This is a genomic window from Micromonospora peucetia (assembly GCF_900091625.1).
GTDB lineage: Bacteria > Actinomycetota > Actinomycetes > Mycobacteriales > Micromonosporaceae > Micromonospora > Micromonospora peucetia.
This window is the reverse complement of sequence record NZ_FMIC01000002.1, coordinates 5,688,775-5,705,632: the sequence shown is the minus strand read 5'-3', so window position 1 is coordinate 5,705,632 and position 16,858 is coordinate 5,688,775. Positions and strand designations below refer to the sequence as shown.

14 protein-coding genes and 2 riboswitches are annotated in these 16,858 nt (G+C 72.8%); of the genes, 13 read left to right on the top strand and 1 reads right to left on the bottom strand.

Going from position 1 to position 16,858, the window contains the following annotated elements:
• Positions 1 to 72 precede the first annotated feature (72 nt).
• The 9 genes from GA0070608_RS25835 (at position 73) to GA0070608_RS25795 (ending at position 9,881) form a co-directional block, all read left to right on the top strand.
• Positions 73 to 1,398 carry a flavin monoamine oxidase family protein gene (locus tag GA0070608_RS25835; protein WP_091631052.1) on the top strand — a complete coding sequence of 442 codons (1,326 nt, stop codon included), beginning with the start codon at positions 73 to 75 and terminating at the stop codon, positions 1,396 to 1,398.
• 93 nt (positions 1,399 to 1,491) lie between these two features.
• On the top strand, positions 1,492 to 2,199 hold the full coding sequence (locus GA0070608_RS25830) for a GntR family transcriptional regulator (protein ID WP_218107582.1): 708 nt from the start codon (positions 1,492 to 1,494) through the stop codon (positions 2,197 to 2,199).
• Positions 2,200 to 2,367: 168 nt separating this feature from the next.
• Positions 2,368 to 3,261 (top strand): dihydrodipicolinate synthase family protein, encoded by an 894-nt coding sequence (locus tag GA0070608_RS25825; protein ID WP_091631051.1) that lies wholly within the window; start codon positions 2,368 to 2,370, stop codon positions 3,259 to 3,261.
• Positions 3,261 to 4,262: a proline racemase family protein gene (locus tag GA0070608_RS25820; protein ID WP_091631050.1), complete on the top strand. Its 1,002-nt coding sequence runs from the start codon at positions 3,261 to 3,263 to the stop codon at positions 4,260 to 4,262. The genes GA0070608_RS25825 and GA0070608_RS25820 overlap by 1 nt, the downstream gene beginning before the upstream one ends.
• Entirely contained in the window at positions 4,259 to 5,701 is a 1,443-nt protein-coding gene (locus GA0070608_RS25815; RefSeq protein ID WP_245715949.1) for an aldehyde dehydrogenase family protein, read from the top strand. The genes GA0070608_RS25820 and GA0070608_RS25815 overlap by 4 nt, the downstream gene beginning before the upstream one ends.
• Positions 5,702 to 5,763: 62 nt before the next feature.
• Entirely contained in the window at positions 5,764 to 7,107 is a 1,344-nt protein-coding gene (locus GA0070608_RS25810) for an aminopeptidase P family protein (RefSeq protein ID WP_176734007.1), read from the top strand.
• Positions 7,083 to 8,252 (top strand): NAD(P)/FAD-dependent oxidoreductase, encoded by a 1,170-nt coding sequence (locus tag GA0070608_RS25805; protein ID WP_245715948.1) that lies wholly within the window; start codon positions 7,083 to 7,085, stop codon positions 8,250 to 8,252. Before GA0070608_RS25810 ends, GA0070608_RS25805 begins: the two co-directional genes overlap by 25 nt.
• Positions 8,239 to 8,493, top strand: coding sequence for a (2Fe-2S)-binding protein (locus tag GA0070608_RS25800; RefSeq protein ID WP_091631046.1), 255 nt, complete (start codon positions 8,239 to 8,241; stop codon positions 8,491 to 8,493). Before GA0070608_RS25805 ends, GA0070608_RS25800 begins: the two co-directional genes overlap by 14 nt.
• The gene (locus GA0070608_RS25795) at positions 8,490 to 9,881 is read left to right on the top strand and encodes an FAD/NAD(P)-dependent oxidoreductase (protein WP_091631045.1); all 1,392 of its coding nucleotides are present in this window, start codon (positions 8,490 to 8,492) and stop codon (positions 9,879 to 9,881) included. The genes GA0070608_RS25800 and GA0070608_RS25795 overlap by 4 nt, the downstream gene beginning before the upstream one ends.
• Before the next feature lie 78 nt (positions 9,882 to 9,959).
• On the opposite strand, the gene GA0070608_RS25790 is transcribed toward GA0070608_RS25795, so the two are convergent.
• Positions 9,960 to 12,506 carry a collagenase gene (locus GA0070608_RS25790; protein WP_176733839.1) on the bottom strand — a complete coding sequence of 849 codons (2,547 nt, stop codon included), beginning with the start codon at positions 12,504 to 12,506 and terminating at the stop codon, positions 9,960 to 9,962.
• A gap of 351 nt (positions 12,507 to 12,857) precedes the next feature.
• Positions 12,858 to 12,950, top strand: a riboswitch (glycine riboswitch).
• A riboswitch (glycine riboswitch) is annotated at positions 12,951 to 13,044 on the top strand.
• Between the two features lie 44 nt (positions 13,045 to 13,088).
• Here GA0070608_RS25790 and gcvT point away from each other — a divergent pair.
• From gcvT to GA0070608_RS25770, 4 genes are read left to right on the top strand one after another with little or no spacing between them, the layout of a single operon-like run.
• Positions 13,089 to 14,216, top strand: coding sequence for a glycine cleavage system aminomethyltransferase GcvT (gene gcvT, locus GA0070608_RS25785; RefSeq protein ID WP_091631044.1), 1,128 nt, complete (start codon positions 13,089 to 13,091; stop codon positions 14,214 to 14,216).
• 31 nt (positions 14,217 to 14,247) lie between these two features.
• Positions 14,248 to 14,640, top strand: a complete 393-nt coding sequence (gcvH, locus tag GA0070608_RS25780; protein WP_176733838.1) for a glycine cleavage system protein GcvH — start codon at positions 14,248 to 14,250, stop codon at positions 14,638 to 14,640.
• Complete coding sequence (gene glyA, locus GA0070608_RS25775; RefSeq protein ID WP_091631042.1) at positions 14,637 to 15,905, top strand: serine hydroxymethyltransferase; 1,269 nt, start codon at positions 14,637 to 14,639, stop codon at positions 15,903 to 15,905. Before gcvH ends, glyA begins: the two co-directional genes overlap by 4 nt.
• Complete coding sequence (locus tag GA0070608_RS25770; protein ID WP_091636182.1) at positions 15,905 to 16,840, top strand: proline dehydrogenase family protein; 936 nt, start codon at positions 15,905 to 15,907, stop codon at positions 16,838 to 16,840. Before glyA ends, GA0070608_RS25770 begins: the two co-directional genes overlap by 1 nt.
• Positions 16,841 to 16,858 lie beyond the last annotated feature (18 nt).

The window sequence follows — 16,858 nt, the reverse complement described above, 5'->3', positions numbered from 1 at the left end:
CCGCCCTCGCGGCCACCGGCCGGCGACCCGGCGGCCGGGCCATGGCGGCGGCGGAAACGGGTATGCCGCCGCATGGGAACCCAGGTCGTCGTGGTCGGCGCAGGATTCTCCGGGCTGGCCGCCGCGCTCGCGCTCGCCCGGGCCGGCGTACGGACGCGGGTGCTGGAGGCGCGCGACCGGGTGGGCGGGCGGGTGCTCACCCGGTGGCTGGCCGACGGCACCCAGCTCGACCTGGGCGCCCAGTGGGTGGGCCCGACCCAGGACCGGGTCAACGGGCTTCTCGCCCGCTACCGGATCGCCACCTTCCCGTCCGCCGCGCACGGCACCTCTGCGGTGCTGTTCCCCGACGGCCGGCACGCCGGGGTGCCGGAGGACGCCGGAAGAGTCCTCGCCCTGCTCGACGCGTACGCCGAACGGGTGGACCCCGCCGCGCCGTGGACGGGGCCCGAGGCCGCCGAGTGGGACCGTACGACGCTGGCCGGCTGGCTGCGTGCGGCCGCGCCGGACCCGGCCACCGCCCGCTATCTCGGGCGGCTGCTCGCGGGCGGGCTGCTGGCCGCCGGCCCGGACGAGATCTCCCTGCTCCAGACGGCGTTCTACCTGCGCTCCGGTGGCGGCAGCCGGGCGTTGCTCGCGATGGTCGGTGGCGCGCAGCAGGACCGGATCGTCGGCGGACCGCCGGTGCTGGCCGAGGCGTTGGCCGCCGCGCTCGGCCCGGACGCGGTGCGGCTCGGCGCGCCGGTACGGGCGATCGGGCAGGATGACGCCGGCGTGGTCGTGCACACCGACAGCGAACGCGTCGAGGCGGACGCGGTGGTGGTCGCGCTGCCGCCGACCCTGGCCGGGCGGATCCGGTACGACCCGCCCCTGCCGCCCCTGCGTGACGCGCTCACCCAGCGGATGCCGATGGGCTCGGCGATCAAGGTCCACGCGGTCTACCCGGAGCCGTTCTGGCGCGCGGACGGCCGCTCCGGCGTCGCCTTCTGCCTCGCCGGGCCGGTCACCGAGACGGTGGACAACAGCACGCCGGAATCCCCGCGCGGGGTGCTGACCGCGTTCAGCTACGGCCCGGAGGCGAACGCGCTGCGACGGATGTCGCCGCAGGCCCGGCAGGCGAGCCTGCTCGACGCCCTCGCCACCGTCGTCGGGCCGGCGGCCGGACGACCCGAGGAGTTCGTCGAGTACGACTGGTCGGCCGACGAGTGGACCCGGGGTTGCTTCTGCGGAGCGCCGACCCTCGGCTCCTGGTGCGGCTACGGGCCGGAACTGCGCCAGCCGGTCGGGCGGGTGCACTGGGCCGGCACGGAGACCGCCACCCGGTGGGCGGGTTACCTGGACGGGGCGATCGAGGCCGGCGAGCGGGCGGCGGCGGAGATCCTGTGCCGCGTCGACCGGTAAGCTCCACCCTCGGCGTACGTGTGTCGACCGGTGTTCGTCGGGGCGAGGGTGCCACCCTCACCGTCCCGGTGAGCTGAGCAGGGTGGAGTGGTTGTGACGGCCGACTGGCAGGCGGGCGGTCCCGGTGCCGCCGGGTCAGGACTGGCGCTGACGGCCATCCAGGGTCGGCAGAGCCTCCGCGAGGAGGTGGCGCACGCGCTGCGCGCCGCGATCGTGGCGGGCCAGATCAGGCCCGGCACCATCTACTCGGCACCGACCCTGGCGACCCAGTTCGGGGTTTCCCCGACACCCGTTCGGGAGGCGATTCTCGATCTGGCCAAGGAGGGCCTGATCACGATCGTCAAGAACAAGGGCTTCCGGATCAGGTCCCTCTCCGAGCGGGAACTCGACGAGATCACGGAGATCCGGGAACTGCTGGAGATCCCCGTGGTGGCCGACCAGGTGGGTCGGCTCTCGGCCGAGCAGCTGCGCGAGCTCCGGGTGCTGGCGGAGGCCATCGTCAAAGCGGCGAGCCGGGGGGACGTCGTGGCGTACATCGAGGCGGACAGCGAGTTCCACCTGACCCTGCTGCGCGCGGGCGGCAACCTGCGGCTGGTGGAGACGGTGGCCGACCTGCGCAACCGCACCCGGCTGTACGGACTCGACGCGCTGGTCAGGGACGGCCGGCTGGTCGACTCGGCGGACGAGCACGTCCAGCTCATGGATCTGTTCGCGGCGGGGGACCGGGCGGCGGTCGTCGAGCTGATGCGTGGCCATCTGCGGCACGTACGCGGGATCTGGGCCGACCGACCCGAGCGCTGACCGACCCGAGCGCTGACCGACCCGAGCGCTGACCGGGCGGTCGCGACGGGCGGCGCCCGACGGGTGGGCGCGAGACGACGGCGGCCGGCCCGGAAAGTGAGTGATCCACGCCTAGTGACGCCCCGACAACCGTGCTACGGTGCCATGTAACATGTTACTGGAGGTGGCGTGGAACAGATTCCATGGCGGGGCGTCCTGACGGCGACCGCCCTGCCGTTTGGCTCCCCCGACCTGAGCGTCGACCTTGACGCCTATGCGGAGCACGTCCGGTGGCTCGCCGAGAACGGCTGCCGTGGTGTCGTCCCGAACGGCTCGCTCGGGGAATACCAGGTCCTCAGCGCCAAGGAACGTGCGGCCGTCGTACGGACCACGGTGGAGGCCGCCCCGGCCGGCTTCTCGGTGATTCCCGGCGTGGCGGCGTACGGCGCGGACGAGGCGCGGCGCTGGGCCGACCAGGCTGCCGAGGCGGGCTGTCATGCCGTGATGCTGCTGCCGCCCACCGCCTATCGCGCCGACGACGCGGCCGTGCTGGCCCACTACCGCGAGGTGGCCAAGGCCGGCCTGCCCGTCGTGGCCTACAACAACCCGCTCGACACCCGGGTCGACCTCACCCCGACCCTGTTGCGCCAACTCTTCGACGAGGGCCTCGTGGTCGCGGTCAAGGAGTTCAGCGGCGACGTCCGCCGCGCGTACGCCATCGCCGAGGTCGCTCCCGGCCTCGACCTGCTGGCCGGCGCCGACGACGTGGCTCTCGAACTGCTGATGGCCGGCGCGGTCGGCTGGATCGGCGGCTACCAGAACGCCATCCCGGCCAGTTGCGCCCGCCTCTACCAGGCCGCCGTCGCCGGGGACCTGGCGACCGCCCTGCCGCTGTACCGGACACTGCACCCGCTGCTGCGCTGGGACTCCCGGCCGGAGTTCGTCCAGGCGATCAAGCTCTCCATGGACGTGGCCGGCCGGCCCGGTGGACCCACCCGTCAGCCGCGCCAGCCGCTGCCGCCGGCAGTCGCCGCCGAGATCCGGGAGACCACCGAACGACTGCTCGCGGCGGGCCACCACTGATGCGCAGCAACCGCGTCATCCACGTGGTCGACTCGCACACGGAGGGGATGCCCACCCGGGTGGTCACCGGCGGAGTCCCGGTGATCCCCGGCGCCACCATGGCGCAGCGCCGGGAACACCTGATGGCCCACCTCGACCACCTGCGGACCTTCCTGATGTACGAGCCCCGGGGCCACTCGGCGATGTCCGGAGCGATCCTGCAACCCTCGACCCGGCCGGACGCCGACTTCGGCGTGATCTACATCGAGGTGTCCGGCTGCCTGCCGATGTGCGGCCACGGCACCATCGGCGTGGCCACCGTGCTGGTGGAGACCGGGATGGTCGAGGTCACCGAGCCGGTGACCACCGTACGCCTGGACACGCCGGCCGGCCTGGTGGTGGCGTCGGTCGCGGTGACCGACGGCCGCGCCACCGCTGTCACGATCCGCAACGTCCCGTCCTTCGCGGTCGCGTTGGACGCCGTGGTCGACGTTCCCGGCCTGGGCCGGGTCCGCTACGACCTGGCCTACGGGGGCAACTTCTACGTCGTCGCGGACCTCACCGAGCTGGGGATCGGCCTCGACCGGGCCCACAAGCAGCGGCTGCTGGACGCCGGACTGGCCATCATGGCGGCGGTCAACGCCACCGCCCGGCCGGTGCATCCCGAGCAGCCGGAGATCGCCGGCTGCCGTCACGTGTACCTGGCGGGGGAGGGCTCGGACGCCCGCCACTCCCGGCATGCCATGGTGATCCACCCTGGCTGGTTCGACCGGTCACCCTGCGGCACCGGAACGTCGGCGCGGATGGCACAACTGCACGCCCGGGGTCTGCTCCCGCTCGACCGGGACTTCGTCAACGAGTCCCTGCTCGGCACCCGGTTCGTCGGGCGACTGGTCGACACCACCACCGTCGCGGATCGGCCGGCCGTGGTGCCGACCGTCACCGGGCGGGCCTGGCTGACCGGCACCGCACAGCACTTCCTCGACCCTGACGACCCCTTCCCGGCAGGATTCCTGTGGTGAGTGAGTTGATTCGCAGTCGTTCCCCGCAGTGCCCGAGCGACGTGGTCATGGAGCAGGCCGCGGTGTCCCCGGACGAGGTCCGGGCGCTGGCCGCGCGGGCGCGTACCGCACAGGCCGGGTGGTGCCGGGAAGGGCCGGCCGGACGCGCCGCGGCCCTGCGCGCGGCTGCCGACCGGTTGCGCGACCGGGCCGACGCGCTCACCGACCTCATCGTCCGCGAGGTGGGCAAGCCGGCGAGCGAGGCCCGCGCCGAGGTGGACCGGGGCGCGGCCATCCTGGACTACTACGCGCAGGCCTGCTTCGCCGCGACCGGTGACGTGCTGCCACCGTCGCTGCCGGCGCACCAGCCCGGCCTGCTCTTCACCGAACGCCGGCCGCACGGTGTCGCCGGACTGGTCACGCCGTGGAACTTCCCGCTGGCGATCCCGCTGTGGAAGGCCGCACCGGCCCTCGCCACCGGCAACGCGGTGCTGCTCAAGCCCTCCCCGGACGCGCTCGCCTGCGGCGACGCCGTCGCGGGGCTGTTCGAAGGACTGCTGCCGAGCGGGCTGCTGCACGTCGTACCGGGCGGGACGGAGACCGGGCGGGCGGTCGTCGAGGCGAGCGACATCGTCTCGTTCACCGGGTCCGCGACCGTCGGCGCCCAGGTCGCGGTCGCGGCGGCCCACGCCGGGCTGCCGGTGCAGGCGGAGATGGGCGGCCAGAACGCGGCCCTGGTGCTGCCCGACGCGGACCTCGGGCAGACCGCCGCGCTGCTGGCCAGCGCCGCGATGGGGTACGCCGGCCAGAAGTGCACCGCGACCCGGCGGATCGTCGTGGTGGGCGACGCCCGGGAGTTCACCGAGGCGCTGGTGGCCGCAGTGGCGTCGCTGCGCTTCGGTGATCCGGCCGAGCCGACCGTGGTCGCCGGTCCGGTGATCGACGCCGCCGCCCGGAGCCGGGTCTTCGGTGCCGTCGAGGCGGCGCGGGCGAGCGGGGCGCGGATACTCACCGGCGGCACGGGCGGCCCGACCGCCGATGACGGCTTCTTCGTCGCGCCCGTGCTGATCGACCGGATCGACCCCGCGCACCCGGTGGCCCGGGAGGAGACCTTCGGCCCACTGGCCACCATCCTGGCCGCGCCGGACCTGGCCAGCGCCGTCGAGTTGGTCAACGACGTGCGGTACGGGCTGGTCACCTCGGTGCACGGCCACGACGTCGGCGCGCTGCTCGACGCCGTACGCGGGGTCGACACCGGCCTGATCCGGGTCAACGCGCCGACCACCGGAGTGGACTTCCACGCGCCGTTCGGCGGCGAGAAGGCGTCCAGCTACGGCCCGCGTGAACAGGGGGCCGCCGCCCTGCACTTCTACACCTCGGTTCGTACCGTCACCTTCGCGGCACCGCCGCGACCGACCCGGCCCACCCCACCGTCCCACCCCGCCAAGGAGGCCCTGTGACCCGCGCCGACCTGCGTACCGGCAGCCACGACCTGCCGGTCAGCCCCGCGCTGGAGGAGTTCATGCTGTCCGGCTGGGCGGACACCGAGCAGTACGACCTGCCGGAGGACGAGGTTGCCAGTTGGGCCGCGGCGCGGCGCGCACGACTGCACGACCTGTACGCCGGGGAGCGGCTCGTGGTTCCCGCCGGTGGCTACAAGCAGCGCTCCAACGACCAGAACTTCCGCTTCCGGCCCCACTCCGCCTACACCTGGCTGACCGGCGACCAGTCCTCCGACGGGGTCCTGGTGATCGAACCCGACGGGGACGCCACGCTGTTCCTGCGTCCCCGCTCCGACCGCAAGGACGGCGAGTTCTTCCGGGACCGGGTCTACGGCGAGCTGTGGGCCGGCCGGCGCCCCACCCTGGGGGAGAGCCGCCGGCGGCTGGCCCTGCCGACCCGGCACATCGCCGAACTGGAGTCGACGCTGGCCGGGGCGGACGCACCGACCCGGGTGCTGCGCGGCGTCGACCGGAGCGTCGACGCGTTCCTGCCCGCCGGGGCCGGCGACCCGGAGCTCGACACGGTGCTGTCCGAGCTACGCCTGGTCAAGGACGACTGGGAGATCGGCCAACTGGAGCAGGCGGTGGCGATCACGACCCGGGGCTTCGAGGACATGGTCCGGGCGCTGCCGATGGCGATGCGTACCTCCGAGCGGTATCTGGAGGGGGTGTTCTGGCAGCGCGCCCGGCTGGAGGGCAACGACGTCGGCTACCAGTCGATCGTGGCGGCCGGCGCGCACGCGGCGACCCTGCACTGGATCGACAACGACGGGCCGATCCGCGACGGCGACCTGCTGCTGCTCGACGCCGGGGCGGAGACCCGGTCCCTGTACACCGCCGACATCACCCGGGTGCTGCCGGTCTCCGGCCGGTTCACTCCGTTGCAGCGGGACCTGTACGAGCTGTGCCGGCAGGCCAACGACGCCGCGCTGGAGTGCCTGCGACCGGGCGTGGAGTTCCGGGCGTTCCACCAGGCGGCGATGACCGTGCTGGTCCACGGGCTGGCGGACCTCGGGGTGCTGCCCTGTTCGCCGGAGCAGGCGCTGGCCGAGGACTCCGGCCTGCACCGCCGGTGGACCCTGTGCGGATCGGGCCACATGCTCGGCCTGGACGTGCACGACTGCGCCGCTGCCCGGTCCGGCACCTACCTGGACGGCCGGCTCGCGGCCGGTCACGTGCTGACGGTGGAGCCGGGACTCTACTTCCAGCCCGACGACGAACTCCTCCCCGCCGAACTGCGCGGGCTGGGGATGCGTATCGAGGAGGACGTCCTGATCACCGAGGACGGATACCGGATGCTCTCCGACGACCTGCCCCGCCGCGCGGACGACGTCGAGGCGTGGATGCACCGCATCAGTTCATGACCGCCGCCGGCGCGGACGTCGTCGTCATCGGGGCGGGAATGGTCGGCGTCGCCTGCGCCTACTACGCCGCCCGCGCCGGCCTCACGGTGACCGTGGTCGACCGGGGCGGAGTGGCCACCGGCACCACCGGAGCCGGCGAGGGCAACATCCTCGTCTCCGACAAGCCGCCCGGGCCGGAGCTGACGTTGGCCCGGCACTCCGTCGAGCTGTGGCGGGAGCTCGGGGACACGCTCGGTGGGGAACGCATCGAGCTGGAACACAAGGGCGGACTGGTGGTGGCCGCCTCGCCGGCGGAACACGCCGCGCTGCGGGCGTTCGCCGCGAGCCAGCGCGCCGCCGGGGTCGAGGCGTACGAGGTCCCCGCCGACGAGTTACCCGACCACGAGCCACACCTGGCCCGGGATCTCACCGGCGGGGTGCGCTACCCGCAGGACATGCAGGTGCACCCGATGCTGGCCGCCGCCCACCTGCTGCGCGCGGCCCGGGTCAGGGTGCTGACCGGGACCACGGTCGTCGGCGTACGACGCGACGCCGCCGGAGCGGTCCGGGGCGTGCTGACCGACCGGGGACCGTTGCCCACCACGATGGTGGTCAACGCCGCCGGGGTCTGGGCCGGTGAGGTCGCCGCCCTGGCCGGCGTCGGGTTGCCGATCCTGCCCCGGCGCGGCTTCGTCCTGGTCACCGAGGCGCTGCCGCCGCTGGTCCGGCACAAGGTGTACGCGGCCGGCTACGTCGCCAACGTGGGACGCAGCACCGGGGACCTGGAGGTGTCCCCGGTGGTCGAGGGCACCAGGGCGGGCACCATCCTGATCGGCTCCACCCGGGAACGGGTGGGATTCGACCGGACCGTCCCGCTGCCGGCGCTGCGCCGGCTGGCGGCGGGAGCGGTCCGGCTCTTCCCGGTCCTGGGCCGGGTCTCGGCGATCCGCGCCTACCGGGGATTCCGGCCGTACAGCCCCGACCACCTGCCGATGATCGGCGCCGATCCGCGGGTGCCGGGCCTGTACCACGCCACCGGCCACGAGGGTGCCGGAATCGGTCTCGCCCCGGCCACCGGGCATGCCGTCGCGGCGTTGCTGACCGGCCGTCTCCCCGACGTGGACCTACGACCATTCGCCCCGGAGCGTCACGATGTTCACCTTTGACGGCCGTCCGATCCCCACCGACGGGCGACGAACGATCGCCGCCGCGTTGCTCGCCGCCGGTGTCCGCTCGTGGCGACGCACCCGGATCGGCGACCGGCCCCGGGGGATCTTCTGCGGGATCGGGATCTGCTTCGACTGCCTGGTCCGCGTCAACGGCGTACCGTCCCAGCGGGCCTGCCTGCTGCTCGCCCGCCCCGGGGACGTGGTCGAGACCGACGACGACGGCGGGGAGCGGGCGTGACCGGGTACGACGTGGTGGTGGTCGGTGCCGGACCGGCCGGGCTGGCCGCGGCTGCCGGGGCGGCGCGGGCCGGCTGCCGGGTGGCGGTGCTGGACGCCGGGCCCCGACCGGGTGGACAGTTCTGGCGGCACCGGTCCGACGCGGACGGGCGCGGCCACCACGACTGGTCGACGTTCGCCCGGCTGCGGGAGCAGCTCGACGGGGTCGACCACCGGACCGATGCCGCCGTCTGGTTCGTCGAAGCCCGTTGCGGGGAGGGCTCCGCCGGCCCGGAGTTCACCGTGCACACCCGATCGCAGGTGCTGCACGGGCGCCGGCTGGTCATCGCCACCGGCGCCCACGACCGGGTCGTGCCGTTCCCGGGCTGGGACCTGCCCGGGGTGGTCACCGCAGGTGGCGCCCAGGCCCTGCTCAAGGGCCAGGGGGTGAGTTTCGCGCGGCGGATCGTGGTGGCGGGGACGGGACCGTTCCTGCTACCGGTCGCGACCGGCCTCGCCGAGGCGGGCAGCACCGTCGTCGGCGTCTACGAGGCGAACGACCCGATCGGGTACGCCCGCCAACTCCGCCCGGTCCTGGGCGCGGCCGGCAAGCTCGCCGAGGCCGGCCGGTACGGCTGGCGGATGCTCCGGCACCGGGTGCCCTACCACCGCCGGACGGCGGTGGTGGCCGCGCACGGCACCGACCACCTGACCGGGGTGACCGTCGCCCCGGTCGGTCCCGGTGGCACCGTGCTGGCCGGTACCGGGACCGAGGTGCGGTGCGACGGCCTCGCGGTGGGCTTCGGGTTCACCCCGCAGCTGGAACTGGCCGTGGCCCTGGGCTGCGCGACCCGGCTGGACTCCGACGGCAGCCTGGTGCTGGCCGTCGATCCGGCCCAGGCGACGTCGGTACCGGGCGTGTACGCCGCCGGTGAGGTCACCGGCGTCGGCGGCGCCGACCTGGCGCTGGTGGAGGGGCAGCTCGCCGGGGGTGCCGTCGCGCTCTCCCTGGGCTGTCCGCCGCCCTGGTCGACCCGCCGGCACGACCGCCTGCTGCGGGACCGGCGCCGGCTGCGCCGGTTCGCGGCGGCGCTGCACGCGGTGCACCCCGTACCGTCCGGCTGGCCGGACTGGTGCGACGACGACACGCTTGTCTGCCGGTGCGAGGAGGTGCCCGCCGGTGCGGTCCGGCGGGCGGTGCGGGAGTTGTCCGCCGGCGACGCCCGGGGCGCGAAGCTGCTGACCCGGGCCGGAATGGGCTGGTGCCAGGGGCGGGTCTGCGGCTACGCCGCCGCCTGCCTGGCGGCGCGGGAAGCGGGCCGGGAGCCGAGCGTGGCGGACCTGACCGGGTACGCGTCCCGTCCGCTGGCGCAGCCGGTCACGCTCGGCGAGCTCGCCGCCGACGAGTGACCGCCGAGGACCGGACCGCCGGCGGCGTCGCCGGTCACCAGGGTGACCGACGACGCCGTGGGTGCGCATTGGCCGGCGTCAGTACTCCGACTTCACGGTGACCCCGCTGAAAGCTTGTTTGGCGTGCAGGCTGACGTAGTGGTAGCCGGCGGCCGGGTTGCTGATCGTGATCGTCTCACCGTTGCCGGTGTTGACCGACCGCTGGGTGTACGAGCTCGTGGTGGCCCAGCTGCTGGGGCTGTAGTACAGGTCGGCGTCGCCGGTGCCACCGGAGGAGGTGATCCTCAGGCTGGTGGTGCCGGCCGGAACGTGCAGGTAGAGGTAGTAGAGGTTGCCGGCGGTGGCCTGGATGCCGCCGCGCTGGCAGTTGCGGCCCAGCGTCCGGACGTCGCCGCCGGTGCACTCGGGCAGCGGGGCGGGGCCGCCGGTGATGGTGACGTTCTGTGAGGTCCTGGCGGTGGCGCCCTTGTCGTCGGTTACGGTCAGCGTGACCGGGTACGTGCCGGCGGCCTGGTAGGTCCTGGTGGGGTTGGTCGCCGTCGAGGTGCTGCCGTCGCCGAAGTTCCAGGAGCGGGAGGCGATGCTGCCGTCGGCGTCGGTCGACCGGTCGGTGAAGGTGGCGGTCAGCCCGTTGGTGGTGAACGTGAACGCGGCGACCGGGGCCTGGTTGGCGGGCGGGTTGGTGCCGCCGCCGCAGTTGCCGGCCGCGCAGGCGTCCAGCCAGGCATACCAGGTGGTGTCGTAGCGGCTGCCGATGGTGCTGGTCAGCAGCGTACGGGCGGCGTTCCAGTTGCCCGTACGGTAGTGCCCGAGCAGCGTGGTGACGTCGCCGCGGTGCGACTGGAGCATGTACCGCACCGCCAGGTAGCCCCACCGGTAGACGCGGGTGCTGTCGTGGCTGTACGTGGTGTCGAAGAGCGTACGCAGCGGGTAGGTCTTCTTTCCTGCCTCGGTGATCGCGGCGCTGTAGGTCAACTGGCGGTACGAGTACGACACGTACTCGGCGAAGCCCTCGATCCACCAGATGGTGGGGGTGGCGATGTTGTCGGTGAAGTCGCCGTACATGTTGAAGCGACCGTCGAGGTAGTGGGTGTACTCGTGGTTGAGGTTCCAGATTTCGAAGGTGGGGCGCAGCCACTCCGCCTCGTACGCGATGAACCGTGGCTGGTTGCCGGCGACGGCCGGGTCGCCTTCGAGGTACATGCCGCCGTTGTTCGTGTCGATGCCGAACATCGGCCCGCCGTACGTCTGGTAGTCGGTGCTGGAGTCGAAGACCACCACTTCGAGCGTGGTGTTGCGGTCGTCGGCGACCGGGCCGTTGTCCGCCACCACCGAGTGGAAGTACGCGTCCTGGTTGCGCATGCTGGTGCAGGACCGGTCCAGCTCGGCCGAGGTCATCTGCTGGGCGCGGATGCGGATGGTGCTGCCGCAGGTGTAGGTGATCGGCAGGATCACGGCGGCCAGCCGCGCCTGGAGGTTGCAGGTGTCGAAGTAGGCGCAGTTGGCCTTGTCGTAGTAGTCGGTCATCTCGGCGACGCCGACCCAGAGCGCGGCGGTGGGGCCGGTGATCGCGCTCAGGTCGAGCAGGCCCCGGGCCAGCGGTCGCACCTTGGACCGCAACGCGGTGTGCTGGAGGAACCGGCCCAGTTCCCGGCCGGCGTTGGAGACCAGGTAGCCCCGGTCGGTGCCGAGCAGGGCCCGTTTGCCGGTGGCGAAGGCGTACAGCGTGTCCACCACACTCGGGTCGGCGGTGACGGTGCTGACGAACTCGGGCACCTGGTGGCCCCGGAACAGCACGATGTAGACGTTGTTGACCGCGTTCAGCATCCACCACGACGAGTCGTACGAGCTGTTGTAGCCGGTCAGTAGCCGCTTCACCATGTACAGGTAGCGGGCGTTCTCCTCGGCGCTGTCGATCAGCGTGACCGCCTCGGCCAACACCTCGCCGTTGGCGTCGTTCACGTCGCCGGAGCGGCTGTTGGCGAAGAACGTGTCCAGGCCGGCGCGGATTGCGGTGCGCAGCGTGGGGCCGTACGAGCCCACCGTGGACGGGTAGTTCCAGTGCACGTAGTAGCCGGCCCGCAGGTACAGCACGAGTTGGGCGGTACCCGTGCTGTTGGTGCCGTCGTAGGAGCCGGCGTTGTCCCGCAGCCCGTATGCCACGCTGGCCATCTGCGCCTCGCGGAAGGCCTGGTAGGCGTCGCTCCCGGAGAGGCTGAACAGGGTGTTCACGCAGTCGGTGGTGGACGCCTTGATCTGTTGCACCAGGGCGCTGCCGGTCCGGCTGGTGAAGTCGGCGACCGCGCAGGGTGCGGCGGCCAGGCCGCGCATCGACGGGGAGGCGGGCCGCTTGGCGTCGTCGGGCTGGTCGTAGTCGCGGCGCAGTTCCTCGCGGGACGAGGGGAGCGGGGCCCGCTCGCTCAGCGGCAGCGGTGCCCGCCGGACGTGTTTGTCGGCGGTGCCGGAGCCGACACCGGCGTCGGCCGGGGCGGCGCCGGTCGGCCGCGCCGGTGGCGCCGCGTTCGCGGCGCCGGAGGGGGCCAGCGGGCTCAGCCCCAGCGCCAGCACCAGTGCGAGCGGTACGGCGGCCCAGCCGCCTCGATTTCGTGTCTTCCTGGTTCTCACGGATCGCCTCCTGGCGTTCGGTGCTCCGGCCTGGCGCCGGAGAGTGGGGGTGTGGGGGTGGCCGTCCACCGGTCCGTGGCCGAGGCTGGCCTGGGAGGGGGTTTCCGCAGGTGAGGCACGGCTTGACGGACGGTCTACTCCTCTTCGGAGGGCGCTGCGGCGTAGATCTCCTTCGATCCGGGTCGGACATTGTGCCGCAGGTGGCCAGTACAATGGCACACATCACACATCATGTAAAGGATTGTTCATCCTCTATATGTGTTGCGTTATGACCACTCTCTGTGACCATTGACACCCGCTCGCCCGCTCGCCTAGGGTCTGCGAGCGACCCACAACTACATAGACGCCGTTCGAATCCGCGCGGGAGAGACCCCGATCTTCCGTCGGGGCGCCGAAGGAGCAAACTCCCAAGAAACTCTCAGGCCCCGTTACCGCTCGGATGAGGCGAACTCTGGAAAGCAGACGATCCGTCGTCTCACCCACGGTGCAAACCGCCACCCGGCGGCGAAGCTCTCAGGTCCATGACAGAGCGGGAGGCAACCGACCGTACGACGCGACCGCGTCGGGACGAGGGAGTCCTCCATGCACCAGAGTCCGACGACCCTGCTCCACCCACCCCTGCACGCCGCGCACGCCGAACTCGGCGCCCGGTTCACCGGTTTCGCCGGTTGGGCGATGCCGTTGCGCTACGGCAGCGAAACCGCCGAGCACCGCGCGGTACGCGAACGCGCCGGCCTGTTCGACCTCAGCCACATGGGACAACTCGAGGTGTCCGGGCCGCAGGCCCCGGCGGCACTGGACCACGCGCTGGTCGGGCACCTGTCGGCGGTGCCGGTGGGCCGCGCCCGCTACACCATGCTCTGCGACGAGACCGGCGGCGTGCTCGACGACCTGGTCGCCTACCGGCTCGCCGCCGACCGGTACCTGCTGGTGACCAACGCCGTCAACACCGGCACCGCGCTGGCCGAACTGCGCGCCCGCTGCGCCGGACCCGGGGCGACCGTCACCGACCACACCACCGAGCGGGCCATCATCGCCGTGCAGGGGCCCCGTGCCGCCGACACGGTGGAGGCAGTGGTCGGCGCGGAGTCGACCCGCCTCGGGTACTACACCGCCGCCGACCTGGACGTCGGCGGGCGGCCAGCGGTCGTCGCCCGCACCGGATACACCGGCGAGGACGGATTCGAGTTCTTCGTCCGGGCCGCCGACGCGGTCGACACCTGGCGGGAGCTGATCGCCGCCGGCGCCGCGTACGGGCTGACGCCGGCCGGGCTGGCCTGCCGGGACACGCTGCGCATCGAGGCCGGGATGCCGCTGTACGGCTTCGAACTGCACCGCGGTGTCACCCCCTTCGAGGCGGGACTGGGCCGGGTCGTGTCCTTCACCAAGCCGGGGGACTTCGTCGGCCGGGCCGCACTGGCCGAACGCCGGGACACCGGCGCCGCCACCGTCCTGGTCGGACTCACCGGAACCGGACGGCGCGTGCCACGGACCGGCCATCCGGTGGTCGCGCTGGCCGACGGCGGCACGGCGGAACCCGTCGGCGTGGTCACCAGCGGCGCACTGTCACCGGTGCTGAACCGGCCCGTCGCGTTGGCCCGGGTCCACCCCGACGCCGTCGGGGCACGGTCCCGACTGGGCGTCGTCATCCGAGGAGACACCGAGCCGGTGGAGATCACCCGGCTGCCGTTCTACCGCCGTGCGCGCTGACCCGCGTCACCCGCTGCGAGGAGTGATGGACATGGATGTTCCCGCGCGTCTGCGCTACAGCACGAACCACGAGTGGATCGACGACACGGCCGAGCCGGCGACGGTGGGCATCACCGCGTTCGCCGCCGCGGCGCTCGGCGACGTCATCTACGCCGAGCTGCCCGAACCCGGCACCCACCTGGCCGCCGGCGAGGTCTGCGGCGAGGTGGAGTCCACCAAGTCGGTGGCCGAGCTGTACATGCCGGTGAGCGGCGAGATCGTCGCCACCAACGAGGCCGTCGTCGCCGACCCGGGCCTGATCGGCGCGGACCCGTACGTCGAGGGCTGGCTGTTCAGGGTCCGGCTGACCGACGTGCCGCCGCTGATGACGGCCGACGAGTACCGCGCCCACCTCACCGAGACCGACAACGGAGGCGCGTCATGACCGTCCACGACCAGGGGCTGATCGACGCCGACCCGGAGATCGCCGAGGCGATCACCGCCGAGCTGCGCCGGCAGCGGCAGACCCTCGGCATGATCGCCTCGGAGAACTTCGCGCCCCGGGCGGTCCTCGAGGCACAGGGCTCGGTCCTCACCAACAAGTACGCGGAGGGCTACCCGGGCCGGCGGTACTACGGCGGCTGCGAGCACGTCGACACCATCGAGCGTCTGGCGATCGAGCGGGCGAGGCGACTCTTCGGCGCCGCGTACGCCAACGTGCAGCCGCACTCCGGCTCCCAGGCCAACGCCGCCGTGATGGCGGCCCTGCTCGACCCCGGGGACACCATCCTGGGGCTCGACCTCGCGCACGGCGGTCACCTGACCCACGGGATGCGGATCAACTACTCGGGCCGGCTGTACCGGGCGGTGGGCTACCAGGTGGACGCCGGGAGCTTCCTGGTCGACATGGACGAGGTCGAGCGGCTGGCGCACGAGCACCGGCCAAAGATGATCGTGGCGGGCTGGTCGGCGTACCCGAGGGTGCTCGACTTCGCGCGGTTCCGCCGGATCGCCGATGCGGTCGGCGCGTACCTGCTCGTCGACATGGCGCACTTCGCCGGGCTGGTCGCCGCCGGGCTGCACCCCGACCCGGTGCCGCACGCCCACGTGGTCACCCTGACCACGCACAAGACGCTCGGCGGACCGCGTGGTGGCGCCATTCTCAGCGCCGACACCGAACTGGCCCGGCGACTGGACTCGGCGGTCTTCCCCGGCCAACAGGGCGGCCCCCTGGGGCATGTGATGGCGGCCAAGGCGGTGGCGTTCCGCATCGCCGCCGGGGACGAGTTCCGGGACCAGCAGCGACGGGCCCTGCTCGGAGCGCGGATCGTCGCCGGACGCCTGGGCGCCGCCGACGCGCACGACGCCGGTGTCCGGGTCGTCAGCGGGGGCACCGACGTGCATCTGGTACTGGTCGACCTGCGCACGGCGAAGCTGGACGGTCTCCAGGCGGAACGGCTGCTCCAGGGGATCGGTATCACCGTCAACCGCAACGCCGTACCGTTCGACCCCCGCCCGCCGATGGTCACCTCGGGGTTGCGGATCGGCACCCCGGGCCTGGCCACCCGGGGCTTCGACGAGGCCGACTTCGTCGAGGTCGCCGACATCATCGCCACCGGGTTGACCACGGCGGAAGCCGGCGACGGGCTGCGCTCGCGGGTCGACCGCCTCGCCGACCGGCACCCGCTGCACACAGGATGGACCCGCTGATGCCGAACAAGCTTCTGCTCGTGGCAGCAGAGAACGAACGAATGCGCGGAATTGTCTCGCAGTCCTCCCTGACCCGGGGAATCGTGCACCGATTCGTCGCCGGTGAGCAGGACCGTGAGGTGATCGCGGTGGCCCGCCGGCTCACCGGGACGGGCCTGCGGGTCACCATCGACCACCTCGGTGAGGGGACGACGACCCTCGAACAGGCCGAGGGCATTCGCGACACGTACCTCGCGCTGCTGTCGTCACTGCACGCCGCGGACCTGGCCGCCGCCGCCGAGGTCTCGCTCAAGATCTCGGCGCTCGGCGGGTCGCTGCCGGCGGGCGGGTACGACCACGCCGCCCGGCTCACCCACGACGTCTGCGCCGCCGCCGCGGCCGTGGGCTCGACCGTGACGATCGACATGGAGGACCACACCACCGTCGACGCGACCCTCTCCATCCTCGACGAGCTGCGTACGGAGTTCCCGTGGGTCGGGGTCGCGTTGCAGGCGTGCCTGCGGCGGACGGCGGCCGACTGCCGGCGACTCGCACACGCGGGCAGCCGGGTCCGCCTGGTCAAGGGGGCCTACGCGGAGCCCGCCTCGGTGGCGTTCGTGAGCAAGCGCGAGGTCGACGACGAGTTCCGGCGGTGTCTGCGCATCCTGATGGAGGGGGACGGGTATCCGATGATCGCGACCCACGACCCGAAGCTGATCGAGTACACCCTGCGCCTGGCACGCGACGGTGGGCGCGGCGCGGAGGACTACGAGTTCCAGATGCTGTACGGGATCCGCGAGAACGAGCAGTTGCGGCTGGCGGCGAACGGGTACCGGACGCGCGTCTACCTCCCGTACGGCCGTGACTGGTACGCGTACTTCATGCGTCGACTCGCCGAGAAGCCGGCGAACCTGCTCCTGCTGGCCCGCTCGTTCAAGCCCGGTTCGGCCAATTGAGAGACGGCTGCCACGGGT

What these genes read in the sequence shown, in the direction of transcription:
- GA0070608_RS25820 (WP_091631050.1), top strand. Translation starts at nt 3,261, where the DNA reads ATGCGCAGCAACCGCGTCATCCACGTGGTCGACTCGCACACGGAGGGG.
- GA0070608_RS25810 (WP_176734007.1), top strand. Translation starts at nt 5,764, where the DNA reads ATGCTGTCCGGCTGGGCGGACACCGAGCAGTACGACCTGCCGGAGGAC.
- GA0070608_RS25800 (WP_091631046.1), top strand. Translation starts at nt 8,239, where the DNA reads ATGTTCACCTTTGACGGCCGTCCGATCCCCACCGACGGGCGACGAACG.
- gcvH (WP_176733838.1), top strand. Translation starts at nt 14,248, where the DNA reads ATGGATGTTCCCGCGCGTCTGCGCTACAGCACGAACCACGAGTGGATC.
- gcvT (WP_091631044.1), top strand. Translation starts at nt 13,089, where the DNA reads ATGCACCAGAGTCCGACGACCCTGCTCCACCCACCCCTGCACGCCGCG.
- GA0070608_RS25770 (WP_091636182.1), top strand. Translation starts at nt 15,905, where the DNA reads ATGCCGAACAAGCTTCTGCTCGTGGCAGCAGAGAACGAACGAATGCGC.
- GA0070608_RS25835 (WP_091631052.1), top strand. Translation starts at nt 73, where the DNA reads ATGGGAACCCAGGTCGTCGTGGTCGGCGCAGGATTCTCCGGGCTGGCC.
- glyA (WP_091631042.1), top strand. Translation starts at nt 14,637, where the DNA reads ATGACCGTCCACGACCAGGGGCTGATCGACGCCGACCCGGAGATCGCC.